Origin of the sequence: Streptomyces sp. 378 (genome assembly GCF_030124145.1) — a bacterium.
In the GTDB taxonomy this organism is placed as follows: domain Bacteria; phylum Actinomycetota; class Actinomycetes; order Streptomycetales; family Streptomycetaceae; genus Streptomyces.
In genome coordinates, this window is record NZ_JASKMS010000031.1 from 60,865 (window position 1) to 83,837 (window position 22,973).

17 protein-coding genes and 2 pseudogenes are annotated in these 22,973 nt (G+C 71.8%); 8 read left to right on the forward strand and 11 right to left on the reverse strand.

What is annotated here, in order from left to right; all coding sequences use genetic code 11:
- The first annotated feature begins 124 nt into the window (after positions 1-124).
- The 3 genes from QNO09_RS31805 (at position 125) to QNO09_RS31815 (ending at position 3,973) form a co-directional block, all read left to right on the forward strand.
- Positions 125-1,042, forward strand: a complete 918-nt coding sequence (locus QNO09_RS31805; RefSeq protein ID WP_283973708.1) for a LysR family transcriptional regulator — start codon at positions 125-127, stop codon at positions 1,040-1,042.
- A gap of 334 nt (positions 1,043-1,376) precedes the next feature.
- A complete protein-coding gene (locus QNO09_RS31810; protein WP_283973709.1) occupies positions 1,377-3,209 on the forward strand; it encodes a glycoside hydrolase family 3 protein in 1,833 nt (610 codons plus the stop codon).
- A 113-nt stretch (positions 3,210-3,322) separates the two neighbouring features.
- On the forward strand, positions 3,323-3,973 hold the full coding sequence (locus tag QNO09_RS31815; RefSeq protein ID WP_283973710.1) for a hypothetical protein: 651 nt from the start codon (positions 3,323-3,325) through the stop codon (positions 3,971-3,973).
- 118 nt (positions 3,974-4,091) lie between these two features.
- On the opposite strand, the gene QNO09_RS31820 is transcribed toward QNO09_RS31815, so the two are convergent.
- The 5 genes and pseudogenes from QNO09_RS31820 to QNO09_RS40105 form a co-directional block, all read right to left on the reverse strand.
- Complete coding sequence (locus tag QNO09_RS31820; RefSeq protein WP_283973711.1) at positions 4,092-5,528, reverse strand: S28 family serine protease; 1,437 nt, start codon at positions 5,526-5,528, stop codon at positions 4,092-4,094.
- 115 nt (positions 5,529-5,643) lie between these two features.
- Complete coding sequence (locus QNO09_RS31825; RefSeq protein WP_283973712.1) at positions 5,644-6,036, reverse strand: hypothetical protein; 393 nt, start codon at positions 6,034-6,036, stop codon at positions 5,644-5,646.
- A gap of 115 nt (positions 6,037-6,151) precedes the next feature.
- Complete coding sequence (locus QNO09_RS31830) at positions 6,152-9,922, reverse strand: ABC transporter ATP-binding protein (RefSeq protein WP_283973713.1); 3,771 nt, start codon at positions 9,920-9,922, stop codon at positions 6,152-6,154.
- Positions 9,923-10,214: 292 nt separating this feature from the next.
- Positions 10,215-11,210 carry an esterase-like activity of phytase family protein gene (locus tag QNO09_RS31835; RefSeq protein ID WP_283973714.1) on the reverse strand — a complete coding sequence of 332 codons (996 nt, stop codon included), beginning with the start codon at positions 11,208-11,210 and terminating at the stop codon, positions 10,215-10,217.
- 121 nt (positions 11,211-11,331) lie between these two features.
- A pseudogene (locus QNO09_RS40105) lies at positions 11,332-11,430 on the reverse strand (serine hydrolase); the annotation flags it as partial.
- Between the two features lie 415 nt (positions 11,431-11,845).
- Here QNO09_RS40105 and QNO09_RS31845 point away from each other — a divergent pair.
- Both QNO09_RS31845 and QNO09_RS31850 read left to right on the forward strand, forming a co-directional pair.
- Positions 11,846-12,466 (forward strand): DUF7691 family protein, encoded by a 621-nt coding sequence (locus QNO09_RS31845; protein WP_502962371.1) that lies wholly within the window; start codon positions 11,846-11,848, stop codon positions 12,464-12,466.
- Between the two features lie 178 nt (positions 12,467-12,644).
- Positions 12,645-13,250, forward strand: a complete 606-nt coding sequence (locus tag QNO09_RS31850) for a hypothetical protein (protein ID WP_283973716.1) — start codon at positions 12,645-12,647, stop codon at positions 13,248-13,250.
- 16 nt (positions 13,251-13,266) lie between these two features.
- Here QNO09_RS31850 and QNO09_RS31855 read toward each other — a convergent pair.
- A pseudogene (locus QNO09_RS31855) lies at positions 13,267-13,463 on the reverse strand (thiamine pyrophosphate-binding protein); the annotation flags it as partial.
- Positions 13,464-13,598: 135 nt separating this feature from the next.
- On the opposite strand from QNO09_RS31855, the gene QNO09_RS31860 reads away from it, so the two are divergent.
- Positions 13,599-14,405: an endonuclease I family protein gene (locus QNO09_RS31860; RefSeq protein WP_283973717.1), complete on the forward strand. Its 807-nt coding sequence runs from the start codon at positions 13,599-13,601 to the stop codon at positions 14,403-14,405.
- Between the two features lie 82 nt (positions 14,406-14,487).
- Here QNO09_RS31860 and QNO09_RS31865 read toward each other — a convergent pair whose 3' ends face one another.
- Both QNO09_RS31865 and speB read right to left on the reverse strand, forming a co-directional pair.
- Positions 14,488-16,179, reverse strand: coding sequence for a thiamine pyrophosphate-binding protein (locus QNO09_RS31865; protein WP_283973718.1), 1,692 nt, complete (start codon positions 16,177-16,179; stop codon positions 14,488-14,490).
- Positions 16,176-17,156, reverse strand: coding sequence for an agmatinase (gene speB / locus QNO09_RS31870; protein WP_283973719.1), 981 nt, complete (start codon positions 17,154-17,156; stop codon positions 16,176-16,178). Before speB ends, QNO09_RS31865 begins: the two co-directional genes overlap by 4 nt.
- Positions 17,157-17,653: 497 nt before the next feature.
- On the opposite strand from speB, the gene QNO09_RS31875 reads away from it, so the two are divergent.
- Entirely contained in the window at positions 17,654-18,442 is a 789-nt protein-coding gene (locus QNO09_RS31875) for a phosphatase (RefSeq protein WP_283973720.1), read from the forward strand.
- Here the strand turns inward: QNO09_RS31875 and QNO09_RS31880 are convergent.
- The 3 genes from QNO09_RS31880 to QNO09_RS31890 form a co-directional block, all read right to left on the reverse strand.
- Positions 18,435-19,325 carry an acyl-CoA thioesterase gene (locus QNO09_RS31880; RefSeq protein WP_283973721.1) on the reverse strand — a complete coding sequence of 297 codons (891 nt, stop codon included), beginning with the start codon at positions 19,323-19,325 and terminating at the stop codon, positions 18,435-18,437. The two genes, QNO09_RS31875 and QNO09_RS31880, sit on opposite strands and share 8 nt — an antisense overlap.
- Before the next feature lie 45 nt (positions 19,326-19,370).
- Entirely contained in the window at positions 19,371-20,528 is a 1,158-nt protein-coding gene (locus QNO09_RS31885; protein WP_283973722.1) for an acyl-CoA dehydrogenase family protein, read from the reverse strand.
- A 147-nt stretch (positions 20,529-20,675) separates the two neighbouring features.
- Positions 20,676-21,269: an SACE_7040 family transcriptional regulator gene (locus tag QNO09_RS31890; protein WP_283973723.1), complete on the reverse strand. Its 594-nt coding sequence runs from the start codon at positions 21,267-21,269 to the stop codon at positions 20,676-20,678.
- Between the two features lie 87 nt (positions 21,270-21,356).
- On the opposite strand from QNO09_RS31890, the gene QNO09_RS31895 reads away from it, so the two are divergent.
- Positions 21,357-22,973: a carboxyl transferase domain-containing protein gene (locus QNO09_RS31895; RefSeq protein ID WP_283973724.1), complete on the forward strand. Its 1,617-nt coding sequence runs from the start codon at positions 21,357-21,359 to the stop codon at positions 22,971-22,973.

Here is a 22,973-nt window from a genome sequence, read left to right on the forward strand (position 1 = left end):
CGACCGCCTCCCGGGCGTGACACGCCCTTCTCGACCGTGAAGCACCAGCGATGATTGCCACATGGTTGGATGAAGCATTGCTAAGCACATCCCGAGCGGCCCGCTCAGCGGAAAGGGGCATCCCGTGCTCGACCTCCAGCGGCTGCGCGCCCTGCACGCCGTCTCCGTGCACGGCACCGTCGGCGCCGCCGCGCTCGCCCTCGGGTACACGCCCTCCGCGGTGTCCCAGCAGATCGCCAAGCTGGAGCGCGAGACCCGGACCGTTCTGCTGGAGCGGGAGGGGCGCGGCGTGCGGCTCACCGACGAGGCCCGTCAACTGGTCGCGACCGCCCAGGAGTTGCTGGCCATCGTGGAGCGTGCGGAGACCGAGCTGGAGGAGCGGCGGGGCCGGCCGGCGGGGCGGCTGACGATCGCCGCGTTCGCGTCCGCGGCACGCGGGCTGATGCCGGGCGTGCTGGCCGAGCTGGGCCGTCGGCACCCCGCCCTGGACGCCCGGCTCTCGGAGGTCGACCCGCATCTGTCGGTCGACCTGGTGGCGAAGGGCGCCGTCGACCTCGCCGTCGCGCACGACTGGGACATCGCGCCGCTGCCCGCCCCGCCGGGCCTGGAGCAGGCGGTCATCGGGGACGACCTGTGCGATCTGCTCGTCCCCGAGGGACATCCCTTCGCCGGGCGGGCCGCCGTGCGGCGGGAGGAACTGGGCGGCGAGCGGTGGATCTGCCAGCCGCCGGGGCGGGTCTGCCACGACTGGCTGCTGCGGACGCTGCGCACGGCCGGGCACGAGCCGGACATCGTCCACCAGGCGGACGAGAACCCCACCCTCGTGGCCCTCGTCGCGGCCGGGCTCGGTGTCGCGCTCATCCCCCGGCTGGGGCGCGGGCCGCTGCCCGCCGGGGTGGTGGAGGTGCCGCTGGATCCGCTGCCGGTGCGGCGGCTCTACGCGCTGTGGCGGACGGGGGCGGCCCGGCGTCCGGCCATCGCGGAAACCGTACGGGTGCTCGGTGAGCAGTGGCCGGAAGTGGCGGCTCATCCGCCCCGGTGAGCCCCCGCCGCACCGTGCGCACCGACTTGCGGAAATCCGGGCCGAGTCGGGAACCCGGGGCGGACCGTCCCCGTCCAAGGGCAGACCGCCGGAGAGTCACCGCGGTGCGGTGTCGGCCCTCGCCACTGGCTGCGATCGCTGACCACCCTCTCCGCCGTACCGCGGCCGGCGGCACCGTCGCCATCGGCGCGCCCCCCTCCAACCGCGCCGATGGCGGCCCCTCGTGCGGTCGGCGCGCGCTCCCTTGACTGGCAGAAACTTCCTGGATATTGGTGACCTCTTGGAAGTTTCCTTCAGCGGATCCACGAGCGGATCACCTCCGGAAGGAGCGCACGTGCACGACACCGGCACGGGAAGCACGGGAAACACCGCCCAGCCCTCCAGACGCACCGTCCTGGCCGCCACGGCCGGCGCCACCGCCGCCCTCGCGGCCCCCGGGCCCGCGTACGCGGCGGCCCCGGACGACAGCCGGCTGCGCGCCCTCATCTCCCGCATGACGCTTCCGGAGAAGGTCGGCCAGCTCTTCGTGATGCGGGTCTACGGCCACTCCGCCACCGCCCCCGACCAGGCCGACATCGACGCCAACCTCAAGGAGATCGGGGTCCGCACGGCCGCCGAGCTGGTGGCGAGGTACCGGGTCGGCGGCATCATCTACTTCACCTGGGCGCACAACACCCGTGAGCCGCACCAGATCGCCGAGCTGTCCAACGGCATCCAGAAGGCCTCCCTGGAGCTGCCGCGCGGGCTGCCCGTGCTCATCTCCACCGACCAGGAGCACGGGATCGTCGCCCGGGTGGGCCGGCCGGCGACGCTCTTCCCGGGGGCCATGGCGCTCGGGGCGGGCGGGTCGCGGTCCGACGCCCGCGCGCTCGGCAGGATCGCGGGCGCCGAGCTGCGGGCGATGGGAATCCGGCAGAACTACTCCCCCGTGGCCGACGTGAACGTCAATCCGGCCAACCCGGTCATCGGTGTGCGGTCCTTCGGCGCCGATCCGCGGGCGGTGTCCGCGCTGGTGGCCGCCGAGGTCACCGGGTACCAGGGATCCGGCGTCGCCGCGACCGCCAAGCACTTCCCCGGGCACGGGGACACCAACGTCGACAGCCACACCGGCTTCCCCACCATCACGCACAGCCGGGAACTGTGGGAGAAGCTGGACGCACCGCCGTTCCGGGCGGCGATCGCCGCCGGCATCGACTCGATCATGACCGCGCACCTGATGGTCCCGGCCCTCGACGACTCCGGCGACCCGGCCACCCTCTCCCGCCCGATCCTCACCGGAATCCTGCGCGAACGCCTCGGCTACGACGGGGTCGTGGTCACCGACTCCCTCGGCATGGCGGGCGTGCGGAGCAAGTACGGCGACGCCCGGGTGCCGGTGCTCGCACTGAAGGCGGGCGTGGACCAGCTGCTCAACCCGCCCGACCTCGACCTCGCCTGGAACGCCGTGCTGACGGCCGTGCACGCGGGTGAGCTCACCGAGGCCCGGCTCGACGAATCGATCCTGCGGGTGTTGCGGCTGAAGACCCGACTCGGGCTCTTCCGTGCGCCGTACGTCACTCAGGGCGGTGTGGACCGGGCCGTCGGGACCCGGGCGCACCGGGCCGCCGCCGACCGGATCGCCGAGCGGACGACCACGCTGCTCGTCAACGAGCGGCGGTTGCTGCCCCTGTCGCGGCGCCGGTCCCCCAAGGTGCTGGTGACGGGGGCGGATCCGGCCTCGCCGTCGGGCACGACGGGGCCGCCCACCGGTGTGCTCGCCGGCGCGCTGCGCGAACTGGGCTTCACCGCCACCGCCCTGTCCACCGGCACCGCCCCCTCCGCGGCGGCCATCACGAAGGCGGTCGCGGCGGCGCGGGACGCGGACGCGGTGGTGGTGGCCACGTACAACGTCACGGCGAGCAGCGGTCAGAGGACGCTGGTGGAGCAGCTCGTGGCCACGGGGAGGCCGGTCGTGGCGGTGGCGATCCGCAACCCGTACGACGTGGCCCTGCTGCCGTCCGTACCGGCCTGCCTGGCCGCCTACTCCTGGACCGACGTCGAACTGCGGGCCGCCGCACGGGTGATCGCGGGGCGGGTGAGGCCGCGCGGGAAGCTGCCGGTGGCGGTGCGGCGGGCGGATGATCCGGAACAGGTGCTGTACCCCATCGGCTACGGGCTGTCGTACTAGACGTACGCCACGGACCGGGCGCACCACCCCCAAGGTGCGCAAACCGTCCCATGTGCCTGGCGTGCGCCCGCTACGGCGGGTCACGCTGGGCGGGCACACTCGGGGGGACGGCGATGCGTGAGAGAAGTGGCCTGGGGGTGGTCGGCGGACTGCTGGTACTGCTCGGCGCGCTGCTGACCGGCTGTCAGAGCCCGTCGGGCGGCGTGGACGGCCGGCTGAGCGAGGCGGGGACCGGAAGGACCGCCGTCGTGTCGCCGGTGCCGACCCGGCCGTCCGGGTACGGGGCGGTGTTCCTCGCGGTCGGCGAGTGCAGTTCCTTCGGTACGACGAGCTTCACCGAGGTGCCGTGTGCCGGTGAGCGGGCGGCGGCCCGGGTCGTGGCGCGGCACGACGGCACGGTGCGGGACGGGCCGCGCTGCCCGTCGACCACCGATTTCGTGCTGCACATCAGCGAGCAGCGGCCCGCGTTCGACGAGGACGGCGACGGGGCGGTGCCGCGGGGCTTCGCCTGCATGCGCAACCTCCAGCCGCCGCACCCCGGCGACCCGGGCGGCGGTGGCGGACCCCGCACGATCGTCGGCGACTGCGTCTACAGCTCGGGCGACAGGCAGGTCCGTGAGACCGCCTGCGACGGCACGGGCGCGCAGCGGCCCCAGTTCGAGGTGACCCGGGCGGTCGCCGAGCGGTCCGACTGCCCCGGCGGGACCGCCCTGTACGTCCGGCTCGGCGGGAAACGACCGGTGGGGTGCGCCCGGCCGATGTGAGCGGGCGTTCGCCTGTCCATCCGGTCACCGTACGGAGCATTGACCGCGTCGCGCAGGGACATGCGAACCGCCCCTCGGTCCGCGGGGCGAGGGGCGGTCGGGTGCGGGCAGCGGGTGGTTACGGACGCAGCGTCATCTCACGCCGGGTGTCCCGCTTGTCGAGCTTGGCGTCGAACTTCGCCAGCGGCTCGGCCGCTCGCGGGTTCGCCTGCACCGCGCTGGTGGCGACACCGGCCCAGTCGAGGATGCGGGCGGTGGCCAGGGCCTTCTGCTCGGGCACGAGGCCCGCGACGTTGGCTCCGTGGTTCATGCCGGGAGCGGTCATGACGTAGGAGTCCTTCGCGCCCTTGCCGAGGCGGAACGGCTCCGCGCTCCACGGGTCGTTCTGGCCGTTGACGAAGAGCATGTGGCGGGCGTTGTGCCGGACCCAGGTGTCCACGTCCCGCATCGCCGACGGCTGGAACTTCATCGGGATGTCCCGGGGGACGAAGTTGCGCGGCGGCTGGTAGCCGTAGCGGATGTACTGCTTCTCGATGTGCGGGAAGCCGATGGTCGGGGCGCCGAGCTGCGTGCCGGCCTGGTAGTAGTACGGCGTGTAGGTCGTCAGGCCCTGGTCGGCGTAGGCGGAGAAGCCGGCAATCGTGTCGACGGAGGTCCAGATCTCGTCGTCGGTGGCGTTCTTCGCGTCGGCCGGGATCTGGTCGCAGTCGGACAGCCGGCTGTACTGCCAGAAGCCCCACACGTAGTCGAGGACGGTCGCCTCGAAGGCCTTGTCCAGGCTGCCGATGATGTCGAAGGTGAGGCCGTTGTCCCGCGCGTGGGCGGCGTACTTCTTCTCCAGCGGCTCGCGGCGCACCAGCGCCTCGCGCTGCACGCCGTTCAGCCGGTCACGGCACTCCTCGGTGCCGACGCGCGCGAAGAAGCGGTCGTAGGCGGAATCCTCTTTGTTCACCACGTCGTTGGGGGCGACGTAGGCGACCACACCGTCCATGTCACGCGGGTAGAAGCGCTCGTAGTAGGTGGCGGTCATGCCGCCCTTCGAGCCGCCCGTGGAGATCCACTTCTTGCCGTAGATGCCCTTCAGGGCCTTGAAGACGCGGTGCTGGTCGCTGGCCGCCTGCCAGATGTCCAGCTTGGACCAGTCGGCCGGGGCGGGCCGGGACGGGGTGAAGAAGCGGTACTCCAGGGAGACCTGGTTGCCGTCCACGATCTGGGTGGGCTCGCTGCGGCGGGGCGTCGTGGAGACGTTGTAGCCGCTGGTGAAGAACACCGTCGGGCGCGAGACGTCCTTGTGCAGCACGGTGATGCGCTGCTGGAACGTGCCCTTCGAGGGCTTCCGGTGGTCGACCGGCTGCGTGTAGTTCAGGACGAAGAAGCGGTAGCCGGTGTACGGCTTCTCCTCGAGCAGGCTCATGCCCGGTATGGAGAGCAGTCTCTCCTTGATGTCGGTGGTGCCGTCGGTGCCGGCGGCGTCGGCGGCGGTGGCCGCTCCCGCCGTGCCCAGTGTGCTTATGAGCACCGTGAGCGCCAGCAGCCATCTGAGCGCCTTGCGCATGCGCACTCCCCTGTGAGACAGATGTGCGCCGGAAGCTAGCTCATCAACTCGCCCCAGCACCAGGGGACATGGGGAAAACCCTGTGCGCGGCGGGCGCGTCGCCACATGCCGTGCGTCAGCACAGGATCCAGCCGGAGCTGAACTTGCCCCTGCCGACCTGGCCCTTGAGCCAGACGCAGCGGCGCCCGGCGTGCACGGTGACCGGGCCCGCGTGATGGCCGTACGTGCCCGCGTCGACGACCGGCCGGTTGCCGCGCGCCTGCACGCTCACCGACATCTTGCGCTTCCCGCCGGGTCTTTTGGGGAGGGTGACGGCGCAGACGTAGCCGCCGCGCTTGTAGACGAGCACGTTCCCGGTGGAGAAGGGCAGGGTGCGCACCTTGCGCCCGGGGCAGAGCGCGGTGGCGGCGGCCTGCGCGTCCCCCGGCACCGCGACGGCCAGCAGCCCGGAGGCGGTCAGCACGGCCAGCCCGGGCGCGAGCCGCCGGCGTATCGCTCCACTGTCCACTGTCGTCCTCCCGTACCGCGTCGTCCGCGACCATCGGCGTACGCCAGTACGGACGCATGGCGTATGTCGGAAGGTTGCGCGGACGTCACGGACCCGCGGCACAAGCGGGGTGCCGTCAGCGGGTGGCCCCGACCGGCTCCTCCGGCTCGGCGGCGCCGATGAACGTCCGCCACAGCTCCGCGTACCGGCCGCCGCGGGCGAGGAGCTCCTCGTGCGTGCCGTCCTCGGCGACCCGGCCGCGGTCCATGACGACGACCCGGTCGGCGCGGGCGGCGGTGGTGAGACGGTGGGCGACGATCAAGGTGGTGCGCGCGTGAGCGCTCGCCGGGGCGTGGCCGTCGGGCGACGGGAGGGCGGTGCGGCGGCCCGCGAGCCGGTCGGTGGCCTGGTTGACGCGGGCTTCCGTCGCCAGGTCCAGGGCGGCCGTGGCCTCGTCGAGCAGCAGGACGTCCGGGTCGACCAGCTCGGCCCTGGCCAGCGCGATCAGCTGGCGCTGCCCGGCGGACAGGTTGCGGCCGCGCTCGGCGACCTCGTGGAGGTAGCCGCCCTCCAGGGTGGCGATCATGTCGTGCGCGCCGACCGCGCGGGCCGCCGCCTCGACCTCGGCGTCGGTGGCGTCCGGCCGGCCGTAGGCGATGGCGTCGCGGACGGTGCCCTGGAAGAGGTACGCCTCCTGCGGGACGACCCCCAGGCGGTGCCGGTACGAGGTGAGGTCGAGGTCCCGCAGGTCGGTGCCGTCGACGGTGACCCGGCCGCCGGTGGGGTCGTAGAAGCGGGCCACCAGCTTGACGAGGGTCGACTTGCCCGCGCCGGTCTCGCCGACGAACGCGACGGTCTGCCCGGCCGGGATGCGCAGGTCGACACCGACGAGGGCCTCTTCGTCGTCCCCGTATGCGAAGTGCACGTCCTCGAAGGCGAGGTCGCCGCGCAGGGAGGGGACTTCGCGGGGTTCGTCGGCGGACTTCGTCGACGTCGGCTCGCGGAGCAGCTCCTGGATGCGGCCCAGCGAGACGGACGCCTGCTGGTAGCCGTCGAAGACCTGGGAGAGCTGCTGCACGGGCGCGAAGAACAGGTCGATGTAGAGCAGGTAGGCCACCAGCGAGCCGATCGCGAGCGTCCCGTCGTCGACCCGGGCCCCGCCCACGATCAGCACGGCCGCCGCGGCCACCGACGACAGGAACTGCACGAACGGGAAGTACACCGAGATCAGCCACTGGCCGCGGATGCGCGCCCGGCGGTAGTCGGCGCTGTGCTCCGCGAACCGCCGCCCGCCGTCCCGCTCCCGCCGGAAGGCCTGCACGATCCGCAGCCCGGACACCGACTCCTGGAGGTCGGCGTTGACGACCGACACGCGTTCGCGGGCCAGTTCGTACGCCTTCACGCTCGCCCGGCGGAAGAAGTACGTGGCGATGATCAGCGGCGGCAGCGTCGCGAAGACGACCAGCGCCAGCTCCACGTCGATCACCAGCAGGGCGACCATGATGCCGAAGAAGGTGACGATCGAGACGAAGGCCGTGACCAGGCCCGTCTGGAGGAACGTCGACAACGCGTCGACGTCGGTCGTCATCCGGGTCATGATGCGCCCGGTCAGCTCCCGCTCGTAGTAGTCGAGCCCGAGGCGCTGGAGCTGGGAGAAGATCTTGAGCCGGAGCGAGTACAGGATCCGTTCGCCGGTGCGCCCGGTCATCCGGGTCTCACCGACCTGGGACGCCCACTGCACCGCGACCGTCAGCAGCCCCAGCAGGGCCGCCACCCACACCGCGCCCAGGGAGGCCTGGGTGACGCCGGAGTCGATCCCGTGCCGGATCAGCACCGGCAGCAGCAGGCCCATGCCCGCGTCGGTGGCCACCAGGGCGAGGCTGACCAGCAGGGGCAGTCCGAAGCCGCGCAGCAGGCGGCGCAGGCCGTAGGAGTCCTCCGGCCGGACGGCCCGCGACTCGTCGATGTCCGGGACGTCGGTGGCCGGGGGCAGCGCCTCGACCTGGGCGAGCAGCTCGGGGGTGGCGGGGCTCTCGGCGAGGGCGGTGTCCTTGCGCTCGCGGTCGCCGCTCCACAGCCGTGGGGTGACCCCGCGCTCGGCGTCGAACTCGGCGTCCAGCTCGTCCCGTACCGAGGTGTCCTCCTGGGGGCACGCCGGCGGGGTGTGCCCCGGGGAGACCCCGCCCAGCTCGTCCGGGTCGGTGAGCAGGCGCCGGTAGAGGGCGGAGCGCTGCCGGAGTTCCTCGTGGGTGCCGATGTCGGCGAGGCGGCCGCCGTCCAGGACGGCGATGCGGTCGGCGAGGTTCAGGGTGGAGCGGCGGTGGGCGATCAGCAGGGTGGTGCGGCCCCGCATGACCTCCTTCAGGGCCTCGTGGATCTCGTGCTCGACCCGTGCGTCCACGGCGGAGGTGGCATCGTCCAGGACCAGCAGGCGCGGGTCGCTGAGGATGGCCCGGGCGAGGGCGACACGCTGGCGCTGGCCGCCGGAGAGGGTCAGGCCGTGCTCGCCGACCGTGGTGTCGTAGCCGTCGGGCAGCTCTCTGATGAAACGGTCCGCCTGGGCGGCGCGGGCGGCCTTCTCGATCTCCTCCCGGGTGGCGTCCGGACGGCCGTAGGCGATGTTGGCGCGGACCGTGTCGGAGAAGAGGAACGAGTCCTCCGGGACCAGCCCGATCGCCGCCCGCAGCGACCGGAGGGTCAGCTCGCGCACATCGTGGCCGCCGATCAGGACCGCCCCGCGGGTGACGTCGTAGAAGCGCGGCAGCAGCAGGGAGACCGTGGACTTGCCGGAGCCGGAGGATCCGACGACGGCGAGGGTCTCGCCGGGGCGGATCTCGAAGGAGAGGCCGTCGAGGACGCCGCGGTCGTCTCCGTAGCCGAAGGAGACGTCGTCGAACTCGACCGTCGCGGGGGCGTCGGCGGGCAGGTCCTTGTGGCCGTCCTCGATGGACGGCTCGGTGTCGATCAGCTCCAGGACGCGCTCGGTGCCGGCGCGGGCCTGCTGGCCGACCGTGAGCACCACCGCGAGCATGCGGACCGGCCCGACCAGCTGGGCGAGATAGGTGGAGAACGCGACGAACGTGCCGAGCGTGATCTGCCCACGCACCGCCAGCCAGCCGCCGAGGGCCAGCATCGCGACCTGGCCGAGCGCGGGGACGACCTGCAGGGCCGGGGTGTAGACCGAGTTCAGGCGGATGGTGCGCAGGCGGCCCGCGAAGAGCCGGCGGGAGACCTCCCTGAGCTTGCCGGTCTCCTGCTCCTCCTGCCCGAAGCCCTTCACCACGCGTACGCCGCTGACGGCGCCGTCGACCACGCCCGCGACCGCCGCGGCCTGGGCCTGTGCGTACCAGGTGGAGGGGTGCAGCCGGGTGCGGCTGCGCTTGGCGATCCACCAGATGGCGGGCGCCACCGCCAGGGCGACCAGGGTCAGCGGCACGGACAGCCACGCCATGACGATTAGGGAGATCAGGAACAGCGCGAAGTTCCCGATGGTCATCGGGAGCATGAAGAGCAGGCCCTGGATCAGCTGGAGGTCGCTGGTGGCGCGGCCGACGACCTGGCCGGTGGACAGCTCGTCCTGGCGGCGGCCGTCGAGCCGGGTGATCGTGTCGTACATCTCCGTCCGCAGGTCGTGCTGGACGTCGAGGGCGAGGCGCCCGCCGTAGTAGCGGCGGACGTAGGTGAGGACGTAGACGATCAGCGCGGCGGCGACGAGCAGCCCGGCCCAGGTGGTCATGGACCGGGTGTGCTCGCTGACGACGTCGTCGATGATCACCTTGGTGATCAACGGGACGAGGGCCATGACGGCCATGCCCGCCAGCGAGGAACCGAGGGCGAGTACGACGTCCTTCGGGTGGCGCCATGCGTACGCCCACAGCCGTCGTGCCCATCCCCGTCGCGGTGTCACACCGGTACCTTCCCGTCGTCCTGAGCTGCCGGAAGGCATCAACGCGATCGGAAGCCGCTTTCATCCCGCCGTAGCGTTTTCGATTCGCGTTCGGGTGGGGGGACAGCGGGGTGGAGCCCGATTCGTCTGCGGCCCTGGTTGGTGGTCGGAGGATGCGGACGCGGACGCGGCGGGGATCGAGGAGGCGGTGGCCCGGTATCGGGGCTAGGTCATCGGCTTCGGCCGGGCGGCGGGCGGCCTCGACACCCTGCCGTTCCGGCCATCGCCCGGTCGGTGCCCGGTCAGTGCCCTGTCAGCGCCCGGCGCCGGGTCCGGAGGCGGTGCCCGGCCGCACACGCAAGAAGTAGAAGCGGGTCGTCTGGGCGGCGTTCTGGTTGTCGTCGCTGACGAGAAGGACCTTCCAGGTGTTCCTCGTGCGGCCCGTGATCGTCATGCCCTCGATGTTGTCCAGGAGGGGATTCGGCTGGGGCTGCTCGGCCGTCGCTCCCAGCGGCGGGCAGGTGACGAGGTCGGTGAGCAACGTCTTCCTCATCGCGTGGCGCGGCTCGGCCAGGTAGAGGCGGACCGTGTTGCCCACACCGGCCGTGAAGCCGCGTTCCAGAACCAGGAGGCGGCCGTCGGGCGTGGCCTGGATCTCGGGGACGCCGAGCCCGGGGTCGGTGCGGTAGGTGTACCGGTCGGCGAGTCGGAAGCGCGCCCCGTGGCGGGTCCAGGTCTGGAAGCGGACGGTGTCGGCGGGATCGCCGGAGAGGGCGTACTCCATGGACGCGACCAGGGTGCGCCCGCCGGGGAGCAGGGTGAGGCCCTCGAAGGTGCCGTTGGGCCGGCCGCGGCCCGCAGGGCTCACGCGCAGGTCGTCCGGGACGGGGAGGCGGTCGAGGAGGCGGCCGTCGCGGGAGTAGCGGCGGATCGACGGCTCGGTCTCGGAGGTGACGAGGTAGGTACCGTCCCGGTCCACGACCAGGCCTTCGGAGTCCAGGGCCGCTCCGGTCTCCTCGGCGAGGGGGAGCACCGACCGGGGCGTCAGGGTCCTCGCGTCGAGACGGAAGAGCGCCGAGCGGTCCGAGAGGGCGGCCAGGGAACCGTCCCGGTCCACGGCCAGCGCGGAGAGGTTGCCGACGAAGGTGTCCTCGTAGGTCGTCTTGTCGAGCGCGTCGGAGAAGCGGTCGAGGGAGACGGACGGGGAGCAGGCGTGGGACGTCCGCGCCTGGGCGGGGCCGGCGGCGGTCAGGCACGTGGCCGCCGCCAGGCCCGCCGTGAGGAGGGCGAGGTGGGTTCTCAGGGGCATGGCCGTCACCGTAGGACGGTCCGGTGACGCCGGGTGGGCGGCGGGGTGTACATCCTTCCCCGCGCGCTTCGTGCCCTCCCCGCCTTCTTCAGGAGGTCCCCGGCTTCGGGGCCGGGAACCGTCAACTCGCCGCCAGGTCCCTGTGCATGACCTTGGCCACGGCCTGGATGGTGGCGATGCCGTAGTTCATCGTGCTGTTGCCGTGGGTCAGCACCGTCACGGCCGGTGCGGCAGCGGCGGCGGGCGTGGCGGCGGCGACGAGCGGCACGAGTACGCCCGTACCCACGGCCGCCGCCCGCACTCTCGCGCGGCGGGATATCCCAGAAGTCATGCACCTTTGACCCCCGGACATGGGCGCATGGTTGCACGGCGGAGGGTTGTACGAGGCGTTATCGAGGGCTGCCCGGTTTCACAGGCGGCGGCCGGCTCCGGCACAGCCGTCTCCCCTCGGGTCCGCCCACCCTGCTCGGGTGACATCTGCCACCGGCCGTCTACCGTCTCGACCCGGCCGACGTCAGCTGATCCGCCATAACCCCGCACAAACGAACGGCCCCCGACGCCCTGGTCCGGGACCGTTCCCCTGTCCCCGATCATGGACACCGGTGTCCGGCGAACGGGTGAAGGGAAACGCGACCGTGGGCCATTGCCTGGAGATGAGCACCGGAGACATGAGAACGGTGGTGCGGCTGCTCACCGCGGTGGAGCGGACCGAGCGACAGGATCGCACACTGACCCGGGTACGCACGGAGTGCGCACGCACCGACGCCCGCTTCCGGGAGCAGGGCATCGACCTCGCCGTCTCCATCAGCCAGGCCCTGGACGAGGTGGCCGACGGCACCCCGAGCACCGACCTCTGCCCGTCGTACAGCTACGCCTTCTACCTGACCGTCGCGGCGCACTTCTCCGACCCGACCGATCTCGGCGCCTGGCGCCGCCCGTCCTGGTTCCACGCCATGGACGACGAACTGGCCCGGCACGGCGTACCGGCTGATCTACTCCCCGGCACGTTCCTGTTCAGCGGCCCGCCGCTGCGGCTGCCCCACCCCGGCGACGCGGTGCCCGCGATCGGCACGCTGCCGACCCGGCGGGCCGCCGCCCTCGCCGACGCCTACACGCGCGTACTCGACCGCCTCGACCCCGAATTCCGGGGCGCGGCCCGCCGGTTCGCCGACGCCATGCGGTTCGAGGCGGAGCAGTGGGACAGCGCACGCAGGCTCGGGACCAACCCCGACACGCTGCTCTTCTGGTTCCACTGACCTCTGCCGGAACTCTTGACGCGGTCTTCCCCACCGGGATACTTGCGGTCGACAGCGCGCCAACTGCCGTGTCACACACAGGCTTTGCAGGGACGGCGGCGCCGTTTGTCCGAGATCCCGAACGCCGTGCGAAGCTTCGAAACCTTCGTGACGGCCACCCCCACTGGAGGATCCGCACATGAGCCCACGCAAGGCACTCCTAGCCGCCCTGACCGCCGCGCTGCTGGCCGGTCCCGGCGTCGCCGCCCAGGCCGCCACCGCCCCGGCCCCGCCCGCCCCGGCCCGGGAACGCGCGGCGGCCGCCACCATCACCTGGTCCCTCGTCCGCGCGAGCAGCCCCACCGCGGACCAGCGCGCTGCCTACGACCTCATCACCAGGGCCATGAACGCGGCGGTGGCCCGCTACAACAACCTCAGCGACCTGGGCAAGACCCTTACCGTCCGCTACGAGCCGGGCGTCCCCACCGCCGACGGCAACATCAACGGCACCATCCGCTTCGGCAGCAACCGCAGTTACATGAACGAGCGGACGGCCCTGCACGAGATCGCCCACACCATCGGCGTGGGCACCAGCTCGGGCTGGTCCCGCCTCGGCGGCAGCGGCACCTGGACCGGCGGGCAGGCCACCGCCCTCGTCAGGCAGTACGACGGCTCGGGCGCCAAGATCTCCACCGGGGGCGGCCACTTCTGGCCCTACGGCCTGAACCACGACAACGAGTGGTCGGGCACGGCAGCCGACCGGCACGTCCACATCGTCGCCGCGATGGTCCGCGACGGCCTGTAGTCAGCAGGGCCCTCGCTCAACCCAGGTGCCTCGGCGCGAACACGCGCACCACGGCCGGGAGCAGGACCACCGAAGGCCCGCGCGTCCGGAGGGCCTTCGCGAGGTCCCGTTCCCGGTTCTCCGGGGTCGTCCTGACCCCGGAGAACCCGCGCACTCGCGCAGGATGCCGTCGCCACCGTCGTCGACGATCAGCCCGGGGACGTCCAGGTCGTGTCAACTCGCGTAGAACACCACCGAACTGCCGGTTTCCGTCACCTGATCGCCACGTCGGATTCATTTACACGGTCGCATGTCCATGTCACTCTCCCGGTTATCGCCTCCGATCAACCCGCGTAGAGGGGACCCCACATGCTGGCGACAAGACGGATACGCCGATGGAAGCCGGTGGCGCTGGCCACCGCCGCCGCCCTGGCCGGCCTCACCGCGTCCACTCTGACCGCTCCCCCGGCCGCGGCCACGACGACCGCGTACGACACGACGTACTACAAGAACGCGGTCGGCAAGACGGGCACCGGTCTCAAGTCCTCCCTGCACACCATCATCAGCAGCCAGACGAAGATCTCGTACTCCGCGGTCTGGAACGCCCTCAAGGTCACCGACCAGGACCCGAACAACAGCAACAACGTGATCCTGCTGTACTCGGGCATCTCCCGCAGCAAGTCCCTCAACGGCGGCGACGTGGGCGACTGGAACCGCGAGCACGTGTGGGCCAAGTCCCACGGCGACTTCGGCACCTCCACCGGTCCCGGCACCGACCTGCACCACCTGCGCCCCGAGGACGTCCGGGTCAACTCCATCCGAGGCAACAAGGACTTCGACGACGGCGGCGGCTCGTTCACCAACGGCGGCGGCAGCCTGACCGACTCCAACTCCTTCGAGCCGCGCGACGCGGTCAAGGGCGACGTGGCCCGCATGATCCTCTACATGGCCGTCCGCTACGAGGGCACCGACGGCTGGCCCGACCTGGAGCCCAACGACTCCGTCACCAACGGCAGCAACCCGTACCACGGCCGCCTCTCGGTCCTGAAGCAGTGGCACCAGCAGGACCCGCCGAGCGCGTTCGAGGAGAACCGCAACGACGTCATCTACGACTCCTACCAGCACAACCGCAACCCGTTCATCGACCACCCGGAGTGGGTCGAGTCGATCTGGTAGGCCTCACCGCGGCTGGACTCCCCCATGTGAAAAGAGTCCAGCCCGGTGTACCGGACATCGTCGCGCCCGGCCGTTCGGGTGATCAGTCCGAGCCCAGGTGGGTCGGCGCGAACATCCGCAGCATCGCCGGGAGGACGACCACACGTGGGCCCGGCGCGGCGAGCGCGGCGGCCAGGTCCTTCTCCAGGCTCTCCGGGGTCGTGCGCACCCCGGGGACGCCGAACGACTCCGCCAGGGCCACGTAGTCGGGCCGGGTCAGTTCCGTCGCGGTCGCCTCGCCGAACGCGTCGTTCATGTACGCGCGCAGGATGCCGTAGCCGCCGTCGTCGACGATCAGCCAGGTGACGTTCAGGTCGTACTGGCGGGCCGTGGCCAGTTCGGCGATGGAGTACAGGGCCCCGCCGTCGCCGGAGACGGCGAGGACCGGACGGGTCGGGTCGGCCACCGCCGCGCCGAGCGCCGCCGGGAAGGCGTAGCCGAGGCCGCCCGCGCCCTGCGCGGAGTGCATGTGGTTGGGGCCCTTGGCGTCGAACGCCGACCAGGCCCAGTAGGCGAGGATCGTCATGTCCCAGAAGGACGGGGAGTCGGCCGGGAGCGCCTTGCGGACGGACGCCAGGACGTCCTGTTCCAGGGTGAGTTCCTGGGCGGCGATGCGCTCGGCGACCTTCGCGAGCAGCTCCCTGACCCGGTCCGCCGCCGTCGTGTCCTCGCGGGCCCGCACCGTCTCCAGCAGCGCCTGCAACGCCGGCCGCGCGTCCGCGTGGATGCCCAGCGCCGGGTGGTTGGACTCCAGCTTGCCGAGGTCGGCCTCGATCTGGACGACCCGGCCGCGCGGCTTGAACGTGTGGTAGTTCGAGGAGAGTTCACCGAGGCCCGAGCCGACGACCAGGAGGACGTCGGCGTCCTCCAGGAAGTCGGTGGTGTGCCGGTCCTCGATCCAGGACTGGAGCGACAGCGGGTGGGTCCAGGGAAAGGCGCCCTTGCCGCCGGGGGTGGTGACGACGGGCGCCCGGAGCAGCTCCGCCAGCTGCCTCAGTTTGCCGGAGGCGTCCGCCCGGACCACTCCCCCGCCCGCGATGATCGCCGGACGGGCGGCCTTGGACAGCAGGTCGGCGGCCAGGGCGGTCAGTTCGGGGCGCGGCGGCAGCTCCTCGGGGAACGCGTCACCGCCCGTCACCACCGGGATCGCCGTCTCGGCGAGCAGGACGTCCTGCGGGATCTCCACCCACACCGGGCCGTGCGGGGCCGACAGCGCCGACGTCCAGGCCGCCTCGATCGCGGAGGGGATCTGGGACTGGGCGCGGACCGTGTGGACGGACTTGACCACGCCCCGGAACGAGGCGGCCTGGTCCGGGAGTTCGTGGAGGTAGCCGTGCCGGCCGCCGCCCAGGCCCGCCGTCGGGACCTGGCTGCTGATCGCCAGCACGGGCGCGGAGGCCGCCGCGGCCTCCTGGAGCGCGGGGAGCGAGGTCAGGGCGCCCGGGCCCGTCGACAGCAGCAGCGGCGCGGCCTCGCCGGTGATCCGGCCGTAGGCGTCCGCGGCGAACCCGGCGTTGTTCTCCACCCGCAGGCCGATGTAGCGCAGGTCGGAGCGGCGCAGCGCGTCGAACACGCCGAGGGCGTGCTGGCCGGGCAGACCGAAGACGGTCGTCGCACCCAGCCCGGCCAGCGTCTCCACGACCAGGTCTCCGCCGGTGCGGCCCGGAGGAGGGTTCAGCGCGGCCTCCGTCTGGGCGGGCGTGGGGCGGAGCACCAGGTCGTGGTCGTGAGTCACTTGGCTTCCGAGTCCTTCCGGGCCGCGGCGATCTGGCGCGACATGATCGTGGTCAGTTCGTACGCGGTGTGCGAGGCCGCCACCGACGTGATCTCCGCGTGGTCGTACGCGGGGGCCACCTCGACGACGTCGGCCGACACCAGGTTGCAGGATGCCAGGCCGCGCAGGATCTCCAGCAGTTCGCGCGAGGTCATGCCGCCCGCCTCGGGGGTGCCGGTGCCTGGGGCGTGGGCCGGGTCGAGGCAGTCGATGTCGATGGAGATGTACAGCGGCCGGTCGCCGATGCGCTGGCGGAGCTGGTCGGCGACCTCGTCGGCGCCGCGCCGGTAGACGTCGGCGGAGGTGACGATGCCGAAGCCCATCTTCTCGTCGTCGGTCAGGTCCTGCTTGCCGTAGAGCGGGCCGCGGGTGCCGACGTGGGACAGGGCGGAGGTGTCGAGGATGCCCTCCTCGACCGCGCGGCGGAACGGGGTGCCGTGCGTGTACTCGGCGCCGAAGTAGGTGTCCCAGGTGTCGAGGTGGGCGTCGAAGTGCAGCAGGGCGACGGGGCCGTGCTTCTTCGCGACCGAGCGCAGCAGGGGCAGGGCGATGGTGTGGTCGCCGCCGAGGGTCATCAGGCGGGCGCCGGTGCCGAGCAGGTCGTCCGCGGCGGCCTCGACCGTCTCGACGGCCTCGTTGATGTCGAACGGGTTGACGGCGATGTCGCCGCCGTCCGCGACCTGGGCGAGGGCGAACGGCGAGGCGTCCTGCGCCGGGTTGTACGGGCGCAGCAGCCGGGACGCCTCACGGATCGCGTTGCCGCCGAAGCGGGCGCCCGGCCGGTACGAGACACCCGAGTCGAACGGCACGCCCACCACCGCGACATCGGCCCGGCCGACCTCGTCCAGCCGGGGCAGCCGGGCGAAGGTCGCGGGACCGGCGTACCGCGGGACGCGGGAGGAGTCGACGGGTCCGCGCGGAGTCTCGTTGCTGCTCATGGAGGAATGCCTTCTTTCCTACGCTTCATCGCGTATGTACTGCTTGTCGTACGACTTTACCGGGGGAGCCGGGACCGGCTGGACACGGGTTCGGATGCCTGCCCGGCGACGCCTTCGCGCCGGGCGGCGAGGACGGTCACGCCGGTCGGCCTCGCCCTCGAGGAGACGGCGCCGTGACCCCCGAGCGACGACATTCAGTCACAGCGCATCCGGCCGGAATCCGGGGCGACCGGTCCGGTCGACACTAGACACCCGGCCCTGACTGCGACATGTACATTTCGTACACCGCAGCGCGAAGGCATGGAGGAAACGTCCATCACGCCGGGACCGACGTTCCGGATCCGGACATCCACCTGGCTTGGAGGACGGGGGCTCGTGCGGGGTTCGCGCTGCGGCGGATCCGAGTACGTGAGCGGGGTCCCGCTGAGTACGTGACGCACGTCCCAGCGTTCGATACGCCAGGGACGCCCGCAGGCCGCTGCCTCACAATGGATGCCATGCCGATATCCGGGACACCCAGCCGCGCCGAACTCGTCGAACACCTCGTCAGGACGCGCATCGCGGGCGACGTCGCCACCCCGCGCGAGAACAACCTCTCCCACTACCGCAAGCTGGCGAACGGCGACCGTCACTACTGGCTCGGGCTGGAACTCGGCGACCGCTGGAGCGACGAGCAGGACGTCCTGGCGGTGATGGCGGAACGCGTCGGCGTGAACGACGACCCCGAACACCGCTACGGCCAGGACACCATCGACCCGGAGCTGACCGTGGCCGGTCTGGAGCGGATGGCCGGGCGGCTGCGCAAGGCGGCGGACGGTCAGCAGCGCGTCCTCTTCGCCACCGGCCACCCCGGCGGCCTCCTCGACGTCCACCGCGCGACCGCGTCCGCCCTGCGCGCGGCCGGCTGCGAGATCGTCGTCATCCCGGACGGGCTGACGACCGAGGAGGGCTACGTCATGCAGTTCGCCGACGTGGCGGTGCTGGAGCACGGCGCCACCCTGTGGCACACCCACTCGGGCGAGCCGATGAAGGCGATCCTGAAGGGCCTGGAGCGCGAGGGCCGCCCGCTGCCCGACCTGGTCGTCGCCGACCACGGCTGGGCGGGCTACGCGGGACAGCACGGCGTGGACTCCGTGGGCTACGCCGACTGCAACGACCCGGCCCTGTTCCTCGCGGAGGCGGAGGGCACCGTGCAGGTGGCGGTGCCCCTGGACGACCACGTGGTCAGCCCCCGCCACTACGACCCGATGACCGCGTACCTGCTGGCGGAGGCGGGCCTCAGTTAGGACCCCGCCCGCGCGGGACGCGGACCACGCCCTCCTGGATCACGGTGACGGCGAGCCGCCCGTCCTGCGTGTAGATCCTCGCCTGCCCCAGTCCCCGGCCGCCGTACGCGGACGGGGACTCCTGGTCGTACAGCAGCCACTCGTCGGCGCGGAACGGCCGGTGGAACCACATCGCGTGGTCGAGCGAGGCCCCGACGACGTCCCCGACGGCCCAGCCGCCGCGCCCGTGCGCGAGCAGGACGGAGTCGAGCAGCGTCATGTCGGAGACGTAGGTGGCGAGGACGACGTGCAGCAGCGGGTCGTCGACATCGCTGTCGAGCTTGCCGTTGGTGCGGAACCACACCTGGGAGTGCGGCTCGCGCGGCTCGCCGAACTTCCCGTAGGGCGGCTCGTCGACGTACCGCAGATCGACGGCGGCGCGGGCCTCGAGGAACTTCTCCACCACGACGGGGTCGAGGTGCCCGTACCCGCGCAGCCGCTCGGCACCGGTCGGGAGCGTCACGGGATCGGGGGCGTCGGGCATCGGCTCCTGGTGATCCAGCCCGTCCTCGTACGTCTGGAAGGACGCCGAGAGATGGAAGATCGGCTTGCCGTGCTGGACGGCGACCACCCGGCGGGTGGTGAAGGAGCGGCCGTCGCGGATCCGGTCGACGGTGTAGACGATGGGCGCGCCGGGGTCGCCGGGGCGCAGGAAGTACGCGTGCAGCGAGTGGGCGGGCCGGTCCTCGGGGACCGTGCGTCCCGCGGCGACGAGCGCCTGGGCCGCGACCTGTCCGCCGAAGACCCGGGGGACGACGGCGGACCGGGACCGGCCGCGGAAGATGTCCTCCTCGATCTGCTCCAGGTCGAGCAGATCGAGGAGGTCCTGTAGTGCCTGGGTCATGGATGCGTTGTACCGGCCAGTGATCGCGTGCCGGTGTCGGGGGCCTTACAGGCCCATGTCCTTGGCGATGATCGTCTTCATGATCTCGCTGGTGCCGCCGTAGATGCGGTTCACGCGGTTGTCCGCGTACAGGCGGGCGATCGGGTACTCGTTCATGTAACCGTAGCCGCCGTGCAGCTGGAGGCAGCGGTCGATGACGCGGTGGGCGACCTCGGTGCAGAACAGCTTCGCGGAGGCGGCCTCGGCGGGGGTGAGCTCACCGGCGTCCAGGGCCTCGGTCGCGCGGTCGGCGACGGCCTCGGCGGCGTCCACCTCGGCCTGGCAGGCGGCCAGCTCGAACTTGGTGTTCTGGAAGTGCGCGACGGGCTTGCCGAAGACGGTGCGCTCCTGCACGTACTGCTTGGCGAACCGGACGGCGGCCTTGGCCTGGGCGTAGGCACCGAAGGCGATGCCCCAGCGCTCGGAGGCCAGGTTGTGGCCGAGGTAGTGGAAGCCCTTGTTCTCCTCGCCGAGGAGGTCCTCGACGGGCACCTTGACGTCGACGAACGCCAGCTCGGCGGTGTCGGAGGTCTTCAGGCCGAGCTTGTCGAGCTTGCGGCCGACGGAGTAGCCCTCGGACTTGGTGTCCACGGCGAAGAGGGAGATGCCGTGGCGGCGGTCCTCGGCGGTCGGGGCGGAGGTGCGGGCGCAGACGATCACACGGTCGGCGTGCACGCCGCCGGTGATGAAGGTCTTGGCGCCGTTGAGGACGTAGTGGGTGCCGTCCTCGCTCAGCTTGGCGGTGGACTTCATGCCCGCGAGGTCGGAACCGGTGCCCGGCTCCGTCATCGCGATGGCCCACATCTCCTCGCCGGAGACGAACTTCGGCAGGTAGCGCTTCTTCTGCTCGTCGGTGGCGAGCATCTTGATGTACGGCAGGGCGAGCAGCACGTGCACGCCGGAGCCGCCGAACTGGACGCCGGCGCGAGCGGTCTCCTCATAGAGGACGGCCTCGAACTTGTGGCTGTCCAGGCCCGCGCCGCCGAACTCCTCGGGCACGTTGATGCCGAAGATGCCCAGCTCGCCGAGCTTGTAGTAGAAGTCGCGCGGCGCCTGGCCGGCGGCGAACCACTCGTCGTACACCGGTACGACCTCGGCCTCGATGAAGGCGCGAAGGGTCTCCCGGAACGCCTCGTGATCCTCGTTGAACACCGTACGGCGCACGCCGCCACCTCCACGACTTCGCATGTCTAAGCGCTTGCTCAGTCAAAGATACCGGCGAGTATCGAGACGCGTCCAGGGTGGGGGCGGAGTGCGCGGGGTAACGCTCGTCACGCCGGTCACCCCGGCAGGGTGCCGGGGACGCGCACGTCAGCCCTCCGCCGCCGCGAACGCCCCCCGGGCCATCCGGTGCAGCAGCTCCGCCATGGCCCCCCGCCCGGGCAACGATCCCGCCCTGCCCAGGTGCGGCGTCGAGTTCAGCAGTCCGAACACCGAGTGCACGGCCGACCGGGCCGCGGGCTCCCCGAGCCCCGGGTACACCGCCCGCACCACCCCGACCCACAGCTCCACGTACTGCCGCTGGAGCTGGCGCACCATCTTCCGGTCGGTGTCCCGGAGGCGGTCCAGCTCCCGGTCGTGCAGGGTGATCAGGGGCCGGTCGTCGAGCGCGAAGTCGATATGCCCCTCGATCAGCGAGTCGAGCACCTGCTCCGCCCCACCCCCGTCCGCCTCCGCCAGCCGCCGCTTCGCCCCGGTCAGCAACTGCCCGCTGATCCCCACCAGCAGCTCCGCGAGCATCGCGTCCTTGCCCGCGAAGTGCCGGTACAGCCCGGGCCCGCTGATCCCGACCGCGGCGCCTATCTCGTCGACTCCGACCCCGTGGAAGCCCCGCTCGGCGAACAGCCGCGCGGCCTCCTTGAGGATCTGCTCACGGCGGGTGGGGGCGTCGGTTCTGGTGGCCATGAAAACAATTCTAGACAGGAAGGTTAGCGGTCGTTAACCTGAAGGAAATGCGTTAACGCTCATTAACAAGGTGAGGGGACCCGCAGGATGCACGAGGCACCGGAGCTCACGAGCGCGGCAGACCCCGCGTCGGAGGCCTTTCGGGCCAACGAGGAGGCCCACCACGCCCTCGTCGAGGAGCTGCGCGGCAAGCTCGCCGCGGCCGCACAGGGCGGCGGCGAGAAGGCCCGCGCCCGCCATACGGCCCGCGGCAAGCTGCTCCCCCGCGACCGCGTGGACACCCTCCTCGACCCGGGCTCGCCCTTCCTGGAGCTGGCCCCGCTCGCGGCCGACGGGATGTACGAGGGCCAGGCCCCGGCGGCCGGAGTCATCGCCGGCATCGGCCGGGTCAGCGGCCGCGACACGGTGGTCATCGCCAACGACGCCACGGTCAAGGGCGGCACATACTACCCGATGACGGTCAAGAAGCACCTCCGCGCCCAGGAGGTCGCCCTCGACAACCGCCTCCCCTGTGTCTACCTGGTGGACTCCGGAGGCGCCTTCCTCCCCATGCAGGACGAGGTCTTCCCGGACCGCGACCACTTCGGCCGCATCTTCTACAACCAGGCCCGCATGTCCGGCGCCGGCATCCCCCAGATCGCCGCCGTCCTGGGCTCCTGCACGGCCGGCGGGGCGTACGTCCCGGCGATGAGCGACGAAGCGGTGATCGTCCGCAACCAGGGCACGATCTTCCTGGGCGGCCCGCCCCTGGTGAAGGCGGCCACGGGCGAGGTGGTCACGGCCGAGGAGCTCGGCGGCGGCGAGGTCCACTCCCGCGTCTCGGGCGTCACCGACCACCTCGCGGAGAACGACGCGCACGCCCTGCGCATCGTCCGCACCATCGTCTCCACCCTCCCCGCCCGGGGGCCGCTCCCCTGGGAGGCCACGGAGGCGACGGAACCCAAGGTCGACCCGCACGGCCTCTACGGCGCGGTCCCGGTCGACTCCCGCACCCCCTACGACGTGCGCGAGATCATCGCCCGGGTGGTCGACGGCTCCCGCTTCGCCGAGTTCAAGTCCGAGTTCGGCCAGACCCTGGTCACGGGCTTCGCCCGGATCCACGGCCACCCGGTGGGCATCGTCGCCAACAACGGCATCCTGTTCGCCGAGTCCGCCCAGAAGGGCGCCCACTTCATCGAGCTGTGCGACCAGCGCGGCATCCCGCTGGTGTTCCTGCAGAACATCTCCGGGTTCATGGTCGGCAAGGACTACGAGGCGGGCGGCATCGCCAAGCACGGCGCCAAGATGGTCACGGCCGTGGCCTGCACGCGCGTACCGAAGCTCACGGTCGTGGTGGGCGGCTCGTACGGCGCGGGCAACTACTCCATGTGCGGCAGGGCGTACTCCCCCCGCTTCCTGTGGATGTGGCCGAACGCCAAGATCTCGGTCATGGGCGGTGAACAGGCCGCCTCGGTCCTCGCCACCGTCAAGCGGGACCAGCTGGAGGGGCGCGGCGAGACCTGGCCCGCCGAGGACGAGGACGCCTTCAAGGCCCCGATCCGCGCCCAGTACGAGCGCCAGGGCAACGCCTACTACGCGACGGCCCGCCTCTGGGACGACGGTGTCATCGACCCGCTGGACACCCGTCAGGTCCTGGGCCTGGCCCTGACCGCCTGCGCCAACGCGCCCCTGGGTGACCCCCAGTTCGGCGTCTTCCGGATGTGA

Coding starts and splice junctions, on each gene's coding strand:
- QNO09_RS31815 (WP_283973710.1), top strand. CDS start 3,323: ATGCGTGAGAGAAGTGGCCTGGGGGTGGTCGGCGGACTGCTGGTACTG.
- QNO09_RS31820 (WP_283973711.1), bottom strand. CDS start 5,528: ATGCGCAAGGCGCTCAGATGGCTGCTGGCGCTCACGGTGCTCATAAGC.
- QNO09_RS31835 (WP_283973714.1), bottom strand. CDS start 11,210: ATGCCCCTGAGAACCCACCTCGCCCTCCTCACGGCGGGCCTGGCGGCG.
- QNO09_RS31850 (WP_283973716.1), top strand. CDS start 12,645: ATGAGCCCACGCAAGGCACTCCTAGCCGCCCTGACCGCCGCGCTGCTG.
- QNO09_RS31860 (WP_283973717.1), top strand. CDS start 13,599: ATGCTGGCGACAAGACGGATACGCCGATGGAAGCCGGTGGCGCTGGCC.
- speB (WP_283973719.1), bottom strand. CDS start 17,156: ATGAGCAGCAACGAGACTCCGCGCGGACCCGTCGACTCCTCCCGCGTC.
- QNO09_RS31875 (WP_283973720.1), top strand. CDS start 17,654: ATGCCGATATCCGGGACACCCAGCCGCGCCGAACTCGTCGAACACCTC.
- QNO09_RS31880 (WP_283973721.1), bottom strand. CDS start 19,325: ATGACCCAGGCACTACAGGACCTCCTCGATCTGCTCGACCTGGAGCAG.
- QNO09_RS31890 (WP_283973723.1), bottom strand. CDS start 21,269: ATGGCCACCAGAACCGACGCCCCCACCCGCCGTGAGCAGATCCTCAAG.
- QNO09_RS31895 (WP_283973724.1), top strand. CDS start 21,357: ATGCACGAGGCACCGGAGCTCACGAGCGCGGCAGACCCCGCGTCGGAG.